A 15,981-nucleotide genomic window follows, 5' to 3' on the forward strand; every position below is an offset into this window, starting at 1 on the left:
GGTCACCTCCAGGTTGTGGACAACCACGGCCTCGAGAGGCCCTGTGGAGAACACCTGGCCCGGGGATCCACCCACCGGGCTGCCCTCGGGCGCCTATGCTGAAGCAATGCGCCAAGCGGCCTTCTTCGACCTCGACAAGACGATCATCGCCAAGTCGAGCACGTTGGCGTTCAGCAAACCCTTCCAGGCCGGCGGGCTGATCTCGCGGCGGGCCGTGCTCCGCTCGGCGTACGCACAGTTCGTCTACCTCGTGGGTGGGGCCGACCACGACCAGATGGAGAAGATGCGGCAGTTCATGTCGCAGCTGTGCACCGGGTGGGACGTCGACACCGTGAAGGACATCGTCTCCGACACCCTGCACAACGTGGTCGATCCGATCGTGTACGACGAGGCGGTCAGCCTGATCGAGGAACACTCGATGGCCGGACGCGACGTGATCATCGTGTCCACCTCCGGCTCCGAGGTCGTCGGTCCCATCGGCGAACTCCTCGGCGCCGATCGGGTGATCGCAACCCGGATGGAGGTCGTCGACGGCAAGTACACCGGCAACATCGACTACTACGCCTACGCGGAGGAGAAGGCGCGGGCGATCCGCGAACTGGCCGAGGCCGAGGGCTACGACCTCACCCAGTGCTTCGCCTACAGCGACTCCATCACCGACGTCCCCATGCTGGAGGCGGTGGGGCACGCGTTCGCCGTCAACCCCGACCGCGAGCTGCGCAAGGTCGCGGTGCAGAACGAGTGGCCGATCCTGGTCTTCACCAAGCCGGTCGCGCTGCGCAGCAGGGTGCTGCCGGTGCGTCCGACCCTCGCTGTGCTCGCCGTGGGTGGGGCGCTGGCGGTCGGTGGCGCGGTCTGGGCCAACAGCCGCAAACGCCGGTTGGGTGCCTGAGAACGCGCCGATCGGCCGAAAAGTCAAGCCTTGTGTGCGCGCCGAACGCGGCGTACAACGGAGTCACAACTCCATGAATTTGCACACGAGCCGGGTACCCACGCATCGATCTACCCTTCCTACAGGGCGCGCGTCTCCGGGATACTCCCGGGACAGCAGTTGGAACGATTGCAGCCTGGTAGCCAAGGCTTCGTGTGTCAGCGGCGGCACCTGACATCCTCGTCGATGGCGGGTGCCGCTCGCATTTGGTCTCGGGCTTGCTCGACCACCGAACGACGGGCTCCGACTACCGCACCGGACTGAGTTCCGCGGCCTTCGCGTAGGCCTCAGCCGCGTAGACCAACCACGCGTGCACGCCGCTGCTGCCGCCAGCCTGGGCATAGGCCCGCAGGTTGGATTCGTACTCCGCGCGCAGTGCCAGGTGCCCGGCCTCGGGCACGATGAGCGACTTCTCGTCGACGCCACGGGTGACCAGCACCAGCCGCTCGGCCGCACGGGCCACGAGCCCGTTGTGTGAGGCGAAAGGGGCGGCCGTGGCGAGCTCGGCGTGGACGACGGCGGCGACGAGCAGGGCCGGGGCGGTCGTGGGCTCGAGAAGGCGTCGCGCCAGCAGGTGCAGGCGTTCGGCTGCCGCACCGTCGCGAGGACGCCCGAGTTGGTCGTCAGCGACCGCTCCTGCTCCGAGCACGGCGTGGAGGCGGGCAAAGGCCTGCAACGGCGCCGTCCTCAGCGTGGGCACCAGTGCCAGCAGCTCGGTGGACAGCCGCAACGCAGCCACGGCCACCTCGTCACCCTGGCCCGCCCGCATCTCCTCGGCCGAGGAGACGGACCCCTCGAGCGTGGCCGAGGCGATGGCACCTCGAAGGAGGGACTCGGTGGTCAGCTCGGGCGGGGTACGACGCAGCCCTCGGTCACGCAGCAGCGCGTCGATGCCGTCGCGGCTCCCCGCGAGCGCGGACGCGACTCCCTCGAGCGAGCCGAGCGATGCCAGCGCGTCCATACGGGAGTCCATGGCACCGAAGGCTAGTTGCTCCCCGATTCCGGGCCACCGGACAGGTAGCCTCACAACCGATGCAGACTCCAGCCGACCCCCTGGGTTCCCCGAAGGACGCCCCCGCGTTTCCCGCCGAGGCCGTTGACTGGCTGGTGGGCGGCCCGCGGCGCAAGGTCGCGTGCCTGGCGCCGGCCTACCTGACCGCCGCCGTGACGCGCGCCGGGCACCACGTGATGGCGCTCCCCGGTGAGGGCACCACGGTGCTCGACGCGGTCGTCGCCTCCAATCGGCTTCCCGAGGACCTCGACCGGATCGCCCGGCTGCTGCGCAGCGGGGGACGCCTGACGCTCGTGTGCAGTCAGCGCGACCAGCGCATCCCGTGGGCCCGCAAGCTCGACCGGCTCCTCGGGCTGACTCCGGTTGCCGACCCGGCTGCCGCACTGACGCTCCACCCCCGCTTCGCAGCTGTGGAGCAGGAGACCTTCCGCTACTGGCAGATCGTCAACCAGGACACCCTGCCCGGGCTGATCCGGGCCGAGCTCAGCGCCCTCGAGCCCGCCGACCGGGAGGAGCGGGTGGCCGCAGCGCTCGAGCTGTACGCCGGCTACGGCCGCGGCAACGACGGCATGCAGATGCCGTGGGTGAGCACGTGCCATCGAGCGACCGTGGTGGACGCGTTGTGGGCGACCCCGGACGTGGTCTCGACAAGCTCGACCACCGAAGCCCGCTCGACCACCGAAGCCCGCTCGACCACCGAAGCCCGCTCGACCACCGGAACCGGGTCGACCACCGAAGCCCGCTCGACCGCCGGAGCCGGCACCACCCAGACCGGCTCGACCACCGGGAGCGCCTCGAGTCCCGAGGACGCCCTGTTCGAGAGCTCTGCCGAGGCCACGCTCCTCATCGACTTCCGGTGAGTTGAGGAGCCGGCGGTGAGGCTGCACTGGCGGCGTACTCCGCTGGGGACCGAGGCCGACCGGGCGACCTTTCGCACCCTGCACACGGCCTCGCTCGCCTCGCCTGCCCTGCGCCGCGGGCTGACCGGTGCCAGCGCCGAGCAGAGCATCCGGCACCTCAGGACCCTGCTCGGTACGCCGGCGGCCGCGCTGACCGACACCGTGTCCCTGCTCGCCTGGGACGGCAGCAGCCGTCACCACGCGGAGCAGAGCGCCGGTCTGGCCACGCTCGCGATCGAGCACGGGGCGACCCGGGTGGCCGACCGTCGCGAGATCGGCTGCGCCAGGCCGGACTGTGGCGTGCGCGCGGCGATCGTGAGCCCGCTGGTCGTCGAGGAACGGATCGTCGGCACCCTGCAGGTCTTCACCGGAGCCGCCACGGCCAACCTGGTCCGGGCCGCGGACGAGGTGTCGCGCTGGGTGTCCAGCCAACTGGAGCTCGCTGAGCTCGACGCCTCCCGCAACCGGCTGATCGAGGCCGAGGTCCGTGCGCTGCGGGCCCAGATCAGCCCCCACTTCATCTACAACTCTCTGGGAGCGATCGCCTCGTTCGTGCGCACCGACCCCGATCGGGCGCGCGAGCTGCTGCTCGAGTTCGCGGACTTCACCCGCTACTCCTTCCGCCGGCACGGGGAGTTCACCACGCTCGCCGAGGAGCTGCGCAGCGTGGAGCGCTACCTGTTGCTGGAGCAGGCACGCTTCGGCGACCGGCTCCAGGTGACCTTGCGGATCGCCCCCGAGGTGCTTCCGGTTGCGGTGCCGTTCCTGTGCATCCAGCCGCTGGTCGAGAACGCCGTGCGTCACGGCCTGACCGGCGAGGAGGGACACATCACCATCGTGGCGCGCGACCAGGACAGCGAGGCGGTGATCGAGGTCGAGGACAACGGCGTGGGAGAGGACCCCGAGAAGGTCAGGCGGGCACTGGCCGGTGACTCCGATGTCGACTCCGTGGGGTTGGGCAACGTCGACGCACGGCTGCGCGCCACCTTCGGTGACGACTACGGTCTGATCGTGGAGACAGCCCCGGGAGCCGGCACCAAGGTGATCGTCCGGGTGCCCAAGTTCGCCCCGGGGGTCCACGGATGAACACGCTGAAGGTGCTGGTCATCGACGACGAACGGCCCGCACTCGACGAGCTGACCTATCTGCTCGGCAAGGACCCGCGCGTCGGGGGTGTGCTCACCTCCGACTCGGCCACCGAGGCGCTGCGCATCCTGCAGGACCTCGAGGTGGACGCGGTCTTCCTCGACATCCAGATGCCCGGACTGTCCGGCCTCGAGCTCGCCCAGGTGCTGTCGCGGTTCAAGAGTCCGCCACCCATCGTCTTCGTCACCGCCCACGAGGAGCACGCCGTGGACGCCTTCGAGCTGCGTGCCGTGGACTACGTGCTCAAGCCGGTGCGCGCGGAGCGGTTGGCCGAGGCCATCCGCCGCATCGTCGAGGGCGGGTCGGGGGCGGCGGTCAGCGGCGACGAGCAGATCCCGGTCGAGCGCGGCGGCGTCACCCGGTTCGTCAACCGCTCCGACATCACCCATGTCGAGGCCCACGGCGACTACGCGCGTCTGCACACCGCGGAGGGCTCCCACCTGGTCCGGATCCCGCTCTCGACGCTCGAGGCCGACTGGGCGGCCGCCGGTTTCGTCCGGATCCACCGCAGTCTTCTGGTGGCACTCCAGCACGTCGACGAGGTCCGGGTCCAGGGCGGCAAGTGCAGTGTCCTGGTCGGCGACCGGGAGCTGCTGGTGAGCAGGCGGCACACCCGTGAGCTCCGCGATCTCCTGACCCGGCGCAAGCCGTGACCGATCCCGATCCGCTCCCGCCTCCCGAGCGCGTCCGGGTCACCGGACCGGCCCGGCTGACCAGCCGCGCTCGGGCCCGGGCCCGCGAGATCGATGAGGAGACCGTGCTCGGCACGGTGCTGATGGGCTCGCTGCTGCGGGCCCAGCTGCGACTCGCCGTGCTGACGCTGCTGCCCGTCGTACTCCTCGGCTTCGCGATGCCGTTGGCCTTCCGCCTCGCCCCGGAGCTCACCGAGTGGCACCTGGTCGGTGTGCCGGTTTCCTGGCTCGTGCTCGGGGTGCTGATCTATCCGGCGCTGTTCCTGCTCGGCTGGTCGTTCGTTCGCCGCGCCGAGACCCATGAGCGGGAGTTCGCGGAGCTGGTGGAGATCACCGAACTGCGCTCGGACCAGCGATGACCTCGGTCCCAGGCGTGGTCGCCGTCGTGCTGGTCATCATCGCGACCCTGGCGATCGGCACCGTCGGCCTCAGGTTGTCGCGCACCACGAGTGACTTCTTCGTGGCCTCGCGCAGCGTCCGGCCGGCCCTCAACGCCAGTGCCATCGGCGGGGAGTACCTCTCGGCCGCCTCGTTCCTGGGGGTGGCCGGCCTCGTGCTCGTGTTCGGTGCGGACATGCTGTGGTACCCGGTGGGCTGGACCGCCGGCTACCTCGTGCTCCTCGTGCTCGTCGCCGCCCCGTTGCGCCGCTCGGGCGCCTACACGCTGCCCGACTTCGCCGAGGCACGGCTGCGCTCGACCCGGGTCCGGGCCGTCTCCTCCCTGCTCGTGGTCGCCATCGGCTGGCTGTACCTGCTGCCCCAGTTCCAGGGCGCCGGGCTCACGCTCGCCGCGGCGCTCGGTGCGCCCCGGTGGGTCGGCGCGGTGAGCGTGGCCGTGGTGGTCCTGCTCAACGTGGTCAGTGGCGGGATGCGCTCCATCACCTTCGTCCAGGCCTTCCAGTACTGGCTCAAGGTCACCGCCCTCCTGGTGCCGGCCATCGTGCTGCTCTCGGTCTGGGTCGGCGACGGCTCTCCCAGCCCGGCCGGGGCCGGTCCCAACGCGGCTGCGTGGTCACTCCCGGTGGCCGACGGCGGTGCCCAGGGCCTCTACGTCACCTGGTCCCTGATCATCGCCACCTGCCTGGGCACGATGGGACTGCCCCACGTGGTGGTCCGCTTCTACACCAACCCCGACGGCCGTGCCGCCCGTCGTACGACGCTGGTGGTGCTGGCGCTGCTCGGCGCCTTCTACGTGCTGCCCCCGGTGTACGCCGCTCTCGGCCGGATCTACGGTGATCCCGCCCGCAGTGACGTCCTGGTCCTCGAGCTGCCGCGGCAGATGGTCCCCGGGCTGGGCGGCGAGCTGCTGGCCGCGCTCGTCACCGCGGGGGCGTACGCCGCCTTCCTGTCCACCTCCTCGGGTCTGTCCATCGCCGTGGGTGGGGTGCTCGGCCAGGATGTCGTCGGCCGGCTTCGGGTCTCGGGCGTGACCGCCTTCCGGATCGGTGCGGCGATCGCCGTGGTGGTCCCGTGCCTCCTCGCCCTCGCCACCGAGAACGTCGGAGTGGCACGAGCAGTGGGTCTCGCCTTCGCCGTGGCCGCCTCCACCTTCTGCCCCCTGTTGGTCCTGGGCATCTGGTGGCGGGGCCTGACCGACGTGGGTGCCGTCGCCGGGATGCTGGTCGGCTTCCTCGGTTCCGGGCTCGGGGTGGCCTACGCCTTCGCCACCCCGTCCACCTCGGGCTGGGTCGGTGCCCTGCTGAGCCAGCCGGCCGCCTGGTCGGTCCCGCTGGCCTTCGCCACCATGATCGGCGGGTCCCTGCTCACCCGCAGGCGGGTGCCGGCGCACGTGCGGCGCTTCATGGTGCGTCTGCACACCCCGGAGGCCGTCGACCTGGCGCGCTGACCGCTCGTCGCACCAGATCCACCGTTCGGCGATGGCTGGGCCCCGTTGACCGAGCCAGGAGCACGGCCCCCTCCCCGAACCGCACAAGGCGCTGCGACGGTGACGGTGATCACACTGCCCCCGAGAAGGTTGATGCCCCGTGACGACTCATCAGACCGACCATCGCCGCAGCGAGTACGAAGACATCGCCGAGACCGCCGAGTTCAAAGAGCTGCGACGCCGCTATCGCGGCTTCGTCTTCCCCGCCACCGTCGCGTTCCTGAGCTGGTACCTGCTCTACGTGATCATGTCGAACTGGGCTGGCGACTTCATGAGTCGCAGGCTCTTCGACAGCAACATCAACGTGGCCCTGGTGTTCGGACTGCTGCAGTTCGTGACCACCTTCGCCCTGGCCTGGCTCTACAGCCGGTTCTCCACCGCGCGGCTCGACCCGCTGGCGCGCGAGCTCAACGACCGCTTCGACGCCGCCAACCCTGCCAAGGAGAACTGACATGGGTGATCACCAACTCCTCACCACGACTCTGTTCCTCGGGGTCGTCGCGCTGACCGTCGCGATCACCTTCTGGGCCAGCCGCCAGACCTCCGGCACGGCTGACTTCTACGCCGGCGGCCGATCCTTCTCACCGATCCAGAACGGTCTGGCCATCGGCGGCGACTACATGTCGGCGGCGTCGTTCCTAGGCATCTCGGGCGCCATCGCCCTGTCCGGGTACGACGGCTTCCTCTACTCCATCGGCTTCCTGGTCGCGTGGCTGGTAGCCCTGCTGCTCGTCGCGGAGATGCTGCGCAACTCGGGTCGCTACACGATGGCCGACCAGCTGGCCTACCGGATGAAGCAGAAGCCGGTCCGGATGGCGGCAGCCACGTCCACGGTCGTGGTGTCGATCTTCTACCTGCTCGCCCAGATGGTCGGTGCCGGCTCGCTCGTGGCCCTGCTGCTCGACGTGGACAGCCAGGCGATCAAGAACCTGACCATCTTCGGCGTCGGGATCCTGATGATCTTCTACGTCACCGTCGGGGGCATGAAGGGCACCACGTGGGTGCAGATCGTCAAGGCTGTGCTGCTGATGATCGGTTCGGCGCTGATCGTGCTCCTGGTGCTCATCCACTTCCACTTCAACCTCTCCGACCTGCTCGGCACTGCCGCGTCGAACTCCGGCAAGGGCCAGGCGTTCCTCGAGCCTGGGTTGAAGTACGGCGTCAGCACCACCAGCAAGATCGACTTCCTCTCGCTGGGCATCGCGCTGGTGCTCGGCACCGCGGGTCTGCCGCACATCCTGATCCGCTTCTACACGGTCCCGACCTCCCGTGACGCCCGCAAGTCGGTGCTGTGGGCCATCGGTCTCATCGGGGTCTTCTACCTCTTCACCCTGGTGCTGGGCTTCGGTGCCGCCGCCATGCTCAAGGGCGACCAGGCCGCACAGGTGGCCACCAGCAAGGGCAACCTGGCCTCGCCGCTGCTCGCCCAGGAGGTGGGCGGTGGAGCCGGCTCGACCGGAGGCGCCGTACTGCTGGCCGTGATCGCCGCGGTGGCGTTCGCCACCATCCTGGCGGTGGTGGCCGGCCTGACCTTGACGTCGTCGGCCTCCGTGGCGCACGACATCTACAACAACGTGATCAAGAAGGGCAAGGCCTCCGAGCAGGACGAGATCAAGGTGACCCGGATCGCGGCGCTCACCATCGGTCTCATCGCCATCCTGCTCGCGATCCCGGCCCAGAACCTCAACATCGCCTTCCTGGTCGCGCTCGCCTTCGCGGTGGCCGCCTCGGCCAACCTCCCGGCGATCGTCTACAACATGTTCTGGCGGCGCTTCAACACCCAGGGCGCGACGTGGAGCATCTACGGCGGGCTGATCGCCTCCCTCGGACTCGTGCTGTTCTCGCCGGTGATGTCGGGCAAGGGCGTGATCGACGGGGTCAACCAGAGTCTGTTGCCGACAAGCATCGACATCTCCTTTTTCCCCTTGGAGAACCCCGGGATCGTCTCGATCCCGATCGGCTTCTTCCTGGGCTGGCTGGGCACGGTGCTGTCCAAGGAGAAGGAGTCCCAGGGCAGCCGTTACACCGAGCTCGAGGTGCGTGCGCTCACCGGAGCGGGCGCGGAGGGTGCGGTCCAGCACTGATCCGGGCCGGCAGCGCAACGTCGCTGCAACCCGTGGGCTGACAACCTTCCCGGCGACGAGGTCGCGTGACGACAGTCACACATCGGCCTCGTCGTCGGGCTCTTCCCACCCCTAGGCTGGCAACCGGAGGACCGGTCACCGGCCAGCTCGACACTACTTTTGGTAGAGCAGGGCGCTGTACGCCCGTCTCGACACCCCGTCTGCAAGAGGAGAGATCGTGAGCGATCCACAAGACACGCTGTCCAACCTGATGCATGAGGAGCGACGCTTCGAGCCGCCCGCGGAGCTCGCCGAGCACGCCAACCTCAAGGCTGAGGCCTATCAGCGTGCCACCGACGACCGCCTGGGGTTCTGGGCCGAGCAGGCCGAGCGGCTCGACTGGGCCCAGAAGTGGGACCAGGTCCTCGACTGGGACAACCCGCCGTTCGCGAAGTGGTACGTCGGCGGCAAGCTCAACGCGGCGTACAACTGTGTCGACCGGCATGTCGAGGCCGGGCGGGGCGACAAGGTCGCCCTGCACTTCGTGGGTGAGCCCGAGGGCGACACCCGCTCGATCACCTACGCCCAGCTCAAGGACGAGGTCTCGAAGGCCGCCAACGCGCTGATCGGGCTCGGGGTGCAGACCGGCGACCGGGTCGCGATCTACATGCCGATGATCCCCGAGGCGGTCGTGGCGATGCTGGCGTGTGCCCGCATCGGCGCCCCGCACACGGTCGTGTTCGGCGGTTTCTCGGCCGACGCCCTGGCGTCCCGCCTGGACGACTGCCAGGCCAAGGTCGTCATCACCTCCGACGGCGGCTACCGCCGCGGAGCACCGTCGGCGCTGAAGCCCGCGGTGGACGAGGCCCGGACGAAGACCGACGTCGTCGACCACGTCCTGGTCGTACGCCGCACCGGCCAGGAGGTGGCCTGGGACGACGAGGTGGACGTGTGGTGGCACGATGCCGTCGACACTGCGTCGGCCGAGCACACCCCCGAGGCCTTCGACTCCGAGCACCCGCTCTACGTCATGTACACCTCAGGCACCACTGGCAAGCCCAAGGGCATCCTGCACACCACCGGCGGCTACCTCACCGGCGCGGCCTACACCCACGACGCGATCTTCGACCTCAAGGCCGACACCGACGTCTACTGGTGCACCGCGGACGTCGGCTGGGTCACCGGGCACTCCTACATCGTCTACGGACCGCTGGCCAACGGGGTCACCCAGGTGCTCTACGAAGGCACCCCCGACAGCCCGCACAAGGGTCGCTGGTGGGAGATCATCCAGCAGTACGGCGTGACCATCTTCTACACCGCCCCCACCGCGATCCGGACGTTCATGAAGTGGGGCCGTGACATCCCCGACGGCTTCGACATGTCCTCGCTGCGGCTGCTCGGATCGGTGGGTGAGTCCATCAACCCCGAGGCCTACATGTGGTACCGCGAGGTCATCGGCGGCGACCGCTGCCCGATCGTCGACACCTGGTGGCAGACCGAGACCGGCTCGATCATGATCAGCCCGCTGCCGGGCGTGACCGCGGGCAAGCCCGGCTCGGCGATGACGCCGATCCCGGGGATCGTGGCCGACGTGGTCAACGACGAGGGGGTCTCGGTGCCCAACGGCTCCGGCGGCTACCTGGTCGTCAAGGAGCCGTGGCCCTCGATGCTGCGCACCATCTGGGGCGACGACCAGCGCTTCAAGGACACCTACTGGTCGCGGTTCAAGGACATGTACTTCGCCGGCGACGGGGCCAAGAAGGACGAGGACGGCGACATCTGGTTGCTGGGCCGCGTCGACGACGTGATGAACGTGTCGGGACACCGGCTCTCCACGACCGAGATCGAGTCCGCCCTCGTGTCACACCCCCGCGTCGCGGAGGCTGCAGTCGTCGGAGCCAGCGACGAGACCACCGGCCAGTCCGTGTGCGCCTTCGTGATCCTGCGGGAGGGCGCCGCCGAGGACGCCAGTCAAGGTGAGGAACTGGTCCAGGAGCTGCGCAACCACGTGGCCCATGAGATCGGGGCGATCGCCAAGCCGCGCAAGATCCTGATCGTCGCCGAGCTCCCCAAGACCCGCTCCGGCAAGATCATGCGGCGCCTCCTGCGCGACGTCGCCGAGAACCGGCAGGTCGGCGACGTCACGACCCTGGCCGACTCCTCGGTGATGGGTCTCATCTCCGAAGGGATGTCCACGACGACGACGGAGGAGTAGGCGCGCTGCCGTTAGACTGACGCCGGATCATCAGGGTGCGCCGGGAAGTCTGGTCGGCATCACGTCGCCGACCCCTCAGGAGCCCGATGCCCACGCAGTCCGACAAGCCCCGCCTCTTCGCCCGGGGGTCCTTCCTGGAGAACTCCCGGGTGGCGGAGATCCTGCGCGCGGAGACGACCGGCGGCATCCTGCTGATCATCGGAGCGCTGGTGGCCATCATCTGGGCCAACACCCCGTGGTCGGACGGCTACGAGGCGATCCGGGACTTCGTCGTGGGGCCCGCCTCACTGCACTTGGACCTCTCGCTGGGCACCTGGGCGGCCGACGGGCTCCTGGCGATCTTCTTCTTCGTGGTGGGCCTGGAGCTCAAGCGCGAGTTCGTGGCCGGAGACCTGCGCGACCCCCGGCGCGCCGCGCTCCCGGTCGCCGCGGCGGTCGGTGGGATGGCTGCACCGGCCCTGGTCTACGTGGCCTGGAACCTGAGCTCACGCGGCGACCTCAGTGGATGGGCGATCCCCACTGCCACCGACATCGCGTTCGCCGTGGCCATCCTGGCGGTCATCAGCACTCACCTGCCGACCGGGCTGCGCACCTTCCTGCTCACCCTGGCCGTCGTCGACGACCTCCTGGCCATCACGATCATCGCGCTGTTCTACACCCAGGACGTGCATCTCGCCTACCTGGCCCTCGCCGTCCTGCCGCTGGCCGCGTTCACCGTCCTGGTGCAACGACGCAGCCGCAACGGCTTCCTCCTCCTGCCCCTGGCGCTCATCGCGTGGGCGTTGGTGCACGCCTCCGGGGTGCACGCGACGGTTGCCGGCGTACTCCTCGGATTCGCGGTGCCGGTGCTGCGACGCGACGGCAACGACGGCCCTGGCCTGGCCGAGCACTTCGAGCACCTGCTGCGTCCCGTGTCGGCCGGCTTCGCGGTGCCCGTCTTCGCCTTCTTCGCCGCCGGCGTGACCATCGGTGGTCTCGACGGCCTCATGGACTCCCTGCGCGATCCGGTGGCACTGGGCATCGTGTTCGGCCTGGTGGTCGGCAAGACCGTCGGCATCGCCGGATCCACCTGGTTGCTGGCCCGGTTCACCCGTGCCGAGCTCGACGACGACCTGAGCTGGAGCGACGTGATCGGCATGGCGATGCTGGCCGGCATCGGTTTCACGGTCTCGTTGCTGATCGGTGAACTGGCCTTCGGCGACGGCAGCAACCGAGACGACCACGTCAAGGTCGGCGTCCTCGTCGGCTCCCTGGTGGCAGTGATCCTGGCCAGCGTGGTGCTGCGTTCGCGCAACCGGGTCTACCGCGCCATCCACGCCCGCGAGACCCTGGACGCCGACGGGGACGGCATTCCCGACGTGTACGGCGGACGCGACACCTGAGCCGCCCTGACCGCGCCGACGAAGGATTCTGTAAGGTCGGCCACGAGACGAAACGCCGATCCAGAGGACGCACCCATGGCACCCGAACCGGTCAAGGACGACGACCCCACCATCGGCAAGCTCGTCACCGACGCCACCCGTGACATCTCGTCGCTGATATCGCAGGAGATCCAGCTCGCCAAGTCCGAGCTCAAGATCAGCGTGAAGACCGGTGGCATCGGTGCCGCCCTGTTCGCGGTGGCCGCGTTCCTGCTGCTGATCAGCATCATCCTGCTGTCGATCACCGCGGCGTACTTCATCCACTGGGCCGGGCTGGGCCTGCACTGGTCGTTCCTGATCGTCACCGGGTTCTACGTGCTCGTCGCCGTGATCCTGGCGCTCATCGGCCTGCGCAAGGTGAAGAAGGTGAAGGGTCCCGAACGCGCCATCCACCAGGCGCAGGAGACCAAGCTCGCCCTGACCAAGCGGAGCTAGCTGGCGCAGTCGCCGGTGTTCACCTCGTCGGTGGAGAACATGCCGGCGGCAGCAGCCTTGGCGACCTGCTCGGCGGTGAGCGCGTAGCCGGTGTCGGCATCGGTCACGGAGGCGGCGAACACGACTCCCACCACGTCACCGCGCGAGGAGACCAGCGGTCCACCCGAGTTGCCCGGACGGATCAGCCCGCGCAGCGAGAACACCTGACGCACGACGGAACCCTCGCCGTAGATGTTGGGAGAGCGCAGGCGTTGCTCGGCTCGGATCCGGGCCGCCTGGACGTCGAACGGACCGTCCTGCGGATAGCCGAGGACGGCGACGCCGTCGTCGGCCTGGCCGCCGTCGTCGAAGTCGAGTGGGGTGCGACCCTGGTCGTCGAGGGCGAGGACGGCCACATCGATCTCCGGGTCGTAGTAGACGATCGAGGCTGACACGGTCTCGTCGCCGATCAGCACCTCGGGATCACTCACGCCCGCCACGACGTGCGCGTTGGTCATGAGGCGGTCGTTGCCGTAGAGGAAGCCACTGCCCTCCACCCCCCGACCACAGGAGTTGTCGGCATGGATCTTGAAGACGCTGTCGGCCGCGTCGAGCACGTCCGGATCATTGAGCAGCCGCTTCGGCGGCTCGGCCACCTCGACGATGGTCTCCGGGGCGAACGGTTCCAGGTAGCGGGGGAAGAAGCTCTGGCCGACCACGTTGTTGAACGCCTGGAGCACCCCGGTCGCCGACTGCGGCAGCATCTCGTTGACCTTCGCCAGGACCACCGAGTCACGCACGGCCGGCGTGATCCCGACGATCCGGGAGCCCGAGACGGCCAGGCCGAGGGCCCAGGCCACCAGCAGCACCGCCACCGCGCTCAGCAGAGCGCCTCCCACGGCGTCCACGGCGCGGATGGGCTGCCACTTGATGCGCTCGCGGATCTTGGCGCCGGCGTACTGGAAGAACGCCTGGCCGAGCGTGGCCGACAAGATCACGATGAACAGTGCACCCAGGGAGACCCACACCGAGGACTGGGCGTCACCCAGGGCCAGCGGCGCGAGCCAGATGCCGAGCAGGCCGCCGAGCAGCAGGCCGGCCGTCGCGAAGGCGCCGGTGATGAAACCCTGCCAGTAGCCGCTCAACGCATAGGCGAGCACGAGGACGACGAGGATCCAGTCGAGGACGTTCATCGGTCGGGGTACTCCTGGAACGACGTGTTGGGCGCGGGGAGTTCGGGAAATTCGGCCTCGTCGCCGTTCCTACCGAAGATCATCCAGTCCGGGACCTCGAATTGCACGTCGGCGTCCCACGGCCTGGTCCACCCCACATGGTCGAACAGCCTCGAGACGATGCCGGCGGTGAAGCCCCAGAGCAGCAGGTCGTCGGCCAGCAGGAACCCCGGACCGAAGCGGCCCATCGGGTGCACCGTGGTCACGCGGTTGGCCGGATCGAGCAGCTGGTCGATGGGCACCCTGAGGACGGAGGCCACCTCGTCGGTGTCGACCACGCTGACCGGAGACTCCTCGCGCCACCAGCCCAGGACCGTGGTGACCGCGAAGTTGCTGGGCGGCAGCCACAGCTGCGGGAGCTCGCCGAACACCTCAACGCCGGCCGGGTCGAGACCGGTCTCCTCCTGCGCCTCGCGCAGGGCGGCCGCGACCGGCCCGCCGTCGTCCGGGTCGATCGACCCTCCCGGGAACGACACCTGGCCAGGATGGGAGCGCATGTGGTGCGCCCTCTCGGTGAGCAGCAGGTCCGGGCCGTCGGGCCCCTCCCCGATCAGGAGGAGTACGGCGCCCTGCCGCGGGGTGCTGCCCGCAGGGGGGACGTAGCGCGACAGTTGGTCGGCGGTGATGGTGGCGGCGCCGGAGCGCACCGGCTCGAGCCACTCGGGGATCATGCAGCGATCCCGAGCTCGTCGCTGACCAGCTGCCGCAGCTCGCTGTAGGACGTGATCTCGCCGATGTTGAACCCGGCGATCGACCCGTCCGCCCCGACGAGGACGACGACCGGCAGGTTGCGCAGCGGCGGCAGCCCGGCCTTGCCGGCCAGGTCACCCCCGGGATCGGCGAGCTGGGGGTAGGTCACCCCGGTGTCGCCGAGCAGGTCCATCGCCGCCTCGGTCTGCTGGTCGAGGTAGTCGATGCCGATCACGCCGAGCTTGTCGGCGTAGTCGCGGGACAGGCGGGCGTAGTAGGGCAGTTCCTTGCGGCACGGGCCGCACCACCCGGCCCAGAAGCTCACCACCAGCGGCCCGGTCAGGGTGTCGAGCCGCACGTCCGGGCCGCCACCGAAGCACGGCAGCGTCACCTCGGGGAGGTCGTTGTCGCCCGTGCCGGGAGTGCAGTCCGCGATCCCCGCGGCAGCCTTGGCGCTCCGCAGCGCGGGAGTGTCGACGTCCACCTTGGACGGCGGAACGATCGGGACGATGAAGTCGTCGTCCTTCGCAGGAGCACAGCCGCTGAGCAGCGCGGTGGCCAGGGCGAGGACGAGGAGAACCCTCATGCCCGACCCTCGGTGCGCACCAGCTTGGCCGCGACCTCGGGATCGGTCGGCCCCTCGCCGTACGCCGGGCAGAGGCGAGCGAGCGGGCAGGCCCCGCAGGCGGGGTTGCGGGCGTGGCAGCGCCGCCGACCGTGCCAGATCAGGTGGTGCGAGAGCATCGTCCAGTCGCGCTTGGGGAACAGCTCTCCCACTGCGTGCTCCACCTTCACCGGGTCGGTCTCCTCGGTCCAGCCGAAACGTCTGGCCAGCCTGCCGAAGTGGGTGTCGACGGTGATGCCGGGGATCCCGAAGGCGTTGCCGAGCACTACGTTGGCGGTCTTGCGACCGACACCGGGCAGCTTGACCAGGTCATCGAGTCTGGGCGGCACCTGGCCGTCGTGCCGCTCGACCAGGGCCTGGGACAGCTTGAGGAGGCTGTCGGTCTTGGCGCGGAAGAAACCCAGGGGTCCGATGATCCGCTCGACGTCGGCGCGGTCGGCCGACGCCATGGCCTCGGGGCCGGGGTAGGCCGCGAAGAGCGCCGGACGCACGGCGTTGACCCGCTTGTCGGTGGTCTGCGCACTCAGCACGGTGACCACGAGCAGCTCGAAGGGGGTGTCGAAGTCGAGCTCGCACCGGGCGTCGGGATAGGTCGCTGCCAGGGTGCGATCGATCTTGCGGGCGCGGCGAACCACAGACGTGTCAGGCACCCGCTCAGCGTACGTGCTGGCACCGACAACCCCGTGGTCTCGGGCCGGCTGGATGACCAGCTTTCCGGGCTCGTGCACTGTGAGGCATTCCACTCGCTAGGATCAA

Annotated in this window: 16 protein-coding genes; 11 read left to right on the top strand and 5 right to left on the bottom strand. The window is 69.3% G+C overall.

Annotated elements, in window-relative coordinates:
- Nucleotides 1-106 precede the first annotated feature (106 nt).
- Nucleotides 107-892: an HAD family hydrolase gene (locus tag AB7I40_RS06075; protein ID WP_428344150.1), complete on the top strand. Its 786-nt coding sequence runs from the start codon at nt 107-109 to the stop codon at nt 890-892.
- Nucleotides 893-1,178: 286 nt separating this feature from the next.
- Here the strand turns inward: AB7I40_RS06075 and AB7I40_RS06080 are convergent, their stop codons facing one another.
- Complete coding sequence (locus tag AB7I40_RS06080) at nt 1,179-1,904, bottom strand: oxidoreductase (protein WP_428344151.1); 726 nt, start codon at nt 1,902-1,904, stop codon at nt 1,179-1,181.
- A gap of 59 nt (nt 1,905-1,963) precedes the next feature.
- On the opposite strand from AB7I40_RS06080, the gene AB7I40_RS06085 reads away from it, so the two are divergent.
- From AB7I40_RS06085 to AB7I40_RS06130, 10 genes are all read left to right on the top strand, one after another.
- Nucleotides 1,964-2,803 (top strand): hypothetical protein, encoded by an 840-nt coding sequence (locus AB7I40_RS06085; protein WP_428344152.1) that lies wholly within the window; start codon nt 1,964-1,966, stop codon nt 2,801-2,803.
- Between the two features lie 15 nt (nt 2,804-2,818).
- Complete coding sequence (locus tag AB7I40_RS06090; RefSeq protein WP_428344153.1) at nt 2,819-3,928, top strand: sensor histidine kinase; 1,110 nt, start codon at nt 2,819-2,821, stop codon at nt 3,926-3,928.
- Complete coding sequence (locus AB7I40_RS06095) at nt 3,925-4,641, top strand: LytR/AlgR family response regulator transcription factor (protein ID WP_428344154.1); 717 nt, start codon at nt 3,925-3,927, stop codon at nt 4,639-4,641. Before AB7I40_RS06090 ends, AB7I40_RS06095 begins: the two co-directional genes overlap by 4 nt.
- Nucleotides 4,638-5,039, top strand: a complete 402-nt coding sequence (locus AB7I40_RS06100; protein ID WP_428344155.1) for a hypothetical protein — start codon at nt 4,638-4,640, stop codon at nt 5,037-5,039. The genes AB7I40_RS06095 and AB7I40_RS06100 overlap by 4 nt, the downstream gene beginning before the upstream one ends.
- Nucleotides 5,036-6,526, top strand: coding sequence for a cation acetate symporter (locus tag AB7I40_RS06105; protein WP_428344156.1), 1,491 nt, complete (start codon nt 5,036-5,038; stop codon nt 6,524-6,526). Before AB7I40_RS06100 ends, AB7I40_RS06105 begins: the two co-directional genes overlap by 4 nt.
- 139 nt (nt 6,527-6,665) lie before the next feature.
- A complete protein-coding gene (locus AB7I40_RS06110; protein WP_428344157.1) occupies nt 6,666-7,016 on the top strand; it encodes a DUF485 domain-containing protein in 351 nt (116 codons plus the stop codon).
- A 1-nt stretch (nt 7,017) separates the two neighbouring features.
- The gene (locus AB7I40_RS06115; protein WP_428344158.1) at nt 7,018-8,649 is read left to right on the top strand and encodes a solute symporter family protein; all 1,632 of its coding nucleotides are present in this window, start codon (nt 7,018-7,020) and stop codon (nt 8,647-8,649) included.
- 250 nt (nt 8,650-8,899) lie between these two features.
- Entirely contained in the window at nt 8,900-10,843 is a 1,944-nt protein-coding gene (acs, locus tag AB7I40_RS06120) for an acetate--CoA ligase (RefSeq protein WP_428344298.1), read from the top strand.
- An 86-nt stretch (nt 10,844-10,929) separates the two neighbouring features.
- On the top strand, nt 10,930-12,225 hold the full coding sequence (nhaA, locus tag AB7I40_RS06125) for a Na+/H+ antiporter NhaA (RefSeq protein WP_428344159.1): 1,296 nt from the start codon (nt 10,930-10,932) through the stop codon (nt 12,223-12,225).
- 75 nt (nt 12,226-12,300) lie between these two features.
- Entirely contained in the window at nt 12,301-12,699 is a 399-nt protein-coding gene (locus AB7I40_RS06130) for a phage holin family protein (RefSeq protein WP_428344160.1), read from the top strand.
- On the opposite strand, the gene AB7I40_RS06135 is transcribed toward AB7I40_RS06130, so the two are convergent.
- Genes AB7I40_RS06135 through nth form a run of 4 tightly spaced genes read right to left on the bottom strand, consistent with a single transcriptional unit; the run spans nt 12,696 to nt 15,875 of the window.
- The gene (locus tag AB7I40_RS06135) at nt 12,696-13,871 is read right to left on the bottom strand and encodes a MarP family serine protease (protein WP_428344161.1); all 1,176 of its coding nucleotides are present in this window, start codon (nt 13,869-13,871) and stop codon (nt 12,696-12,698) included. The two genes, AB7I40_RS06130 and AB7I40_RS06135, sit on opposite strands and share 4 nt — an antisense overlap.
- Nucleotides 13,868-14,581 (bottom strand): NUDIX hydrolase, encoded by a 714-nt coding sequence (locus tag AB7I40_RS06140; protein ID WP_428344162.1) that lies wholly within the window; start codon nt 14,579-14,581, stop codon nt 13,868-13,870. The genes AB7I40_RS06135 and AB7I40_RS06140 overlap by 4 nt, the downstream gene beginning before the upstream one ends.
- Nucleotides 14,578-15,186 (bottom strand): TlpA family protein disulfide reductase, encoded by a 609-nt coding sequence (locus tag AB7I40_RS06145; RefSeq protein WP_428344163.1) that lies wholly within the window; start codon nt 15,184-15,186, stop codon nt 14,578-14,580. The genes AB7I40_RS06140 and AB7I40_RS06145 overlap by 4 nt, the downstream gene beginning before the upstream one ends.
- On the bottom strand, nt 15,183-15,875 hold the full coding sequence (gene nth / locus AB7I40_RS06150) for an endonuclease III (RefSeq protein ID WP_428344164.1): 693 nt from the start codon (nt 15,873-15,875) through the stop codon (nt 15,183-15,185). Before nth ends, AB7I40_RS06145 begins: the two co-directional genes overlap by 4 nt.
- Nucleotides 15,876-15,981: the final 106 nt, after the last annotated feature.

Source organism: Nocardioides sp. (assembly GCF_050246775.1).
In the GTDB taxonomy this organism is placed as follows: Bacteria; Actinomycetota; Actinomycetes; order Propionibacteriales; family Nocardioidaceae; genus Nocardioides.

Excerpts from the sequence above, each read along its gene's own strand:
- AB7I40_RS06075 (WP_428344150.1), top strand. The coding sequence starts at position 107 with ATGCGCCAAGCGGCCTTCTTCGACCTCGACAAGACGATCATCGCCAAG.
- AB7I40_RS06080 (WP_428344151.1), bottom strand. The coding sequence starts at position 1,904 with ATGGACTCCCGTATGGACGCGCTGGCATCGCTCGGCTCGCTCGAGGGA.
- AB7I40_RS06085 (WP_428344152.1), top strand. The coding sequence starts at position 1,964 with ATGCAGACTCCAGCCGACCCCCTGGGTTCCCCGAAGGACGCCCCCGCG.
- AB7I40_RS06095 (WP_428344154.1), top strand. The coding sequence starts at position 3,925 with ATGAACACGCTGAAGGTGCTGGTCATCGACGACGAACGGCCCGCACTC.
- AB7I40_RS06105 (WP_428344156.1), top strand. The coding sequence starts at position 5,036 with ATGACCTCGGTCCCAGGCGTGGTCGCCGTCGTGCTGGTCATCATCGCG.
- AB7I40_RS06115 (WP_428344158.1), top strand. The coding sequence starts at position 7,018 with ATGGGTGATCACCAACTCCTCACCACGACTCTGTTCCTCGGGGTCGTC.
- acs (WP_428344298.1), top strand. The coding sequence starts at position 8,900 with ATGCATGAGGAGCGACGCTTCGAGCCGCCCGCGGAGCTCGCCGAGCAC.
- nhaA (WP_428344159.1), top strand. The coding sequence starts at position 10,930 with ATGCCCACGCAGTCCGACAAGCCCCGCCTCTTCGCCCGGGGGTCCTTC.
- AB7I40_RS06130 (WP_428344160.1), top strand. The coding sequence starts at position 12,301 with ATGGCACCCGAACCGGTCAAGGACGACGACCCCACCATCGGCAAGCTC.
- AB7I40_RS06135 (WP_428344161.1), bottom strand. The coding sequence starts at position 13,871 with ATGAACGTCCTCGACTGGATCCTCGTCGTCCTCGTGCTCGCCTATGCG.
- AB7I40_RS06140 (WP_428344162.1), bottom strand. The coding sequence starts at position 14,581 with ATGATCCCCGAGTGGCTCGAGCCGGTGCGCTCCGGCGCCGCCACCATC.
- AB7I40_RS06145 (WP_428344163.1), bottom strand. The coding sequence starts at position 15,186 with ATGAGGGTTCTCCTCGTCCTCGCCCTGGCCACCGCGCTGCTCAGCGGC.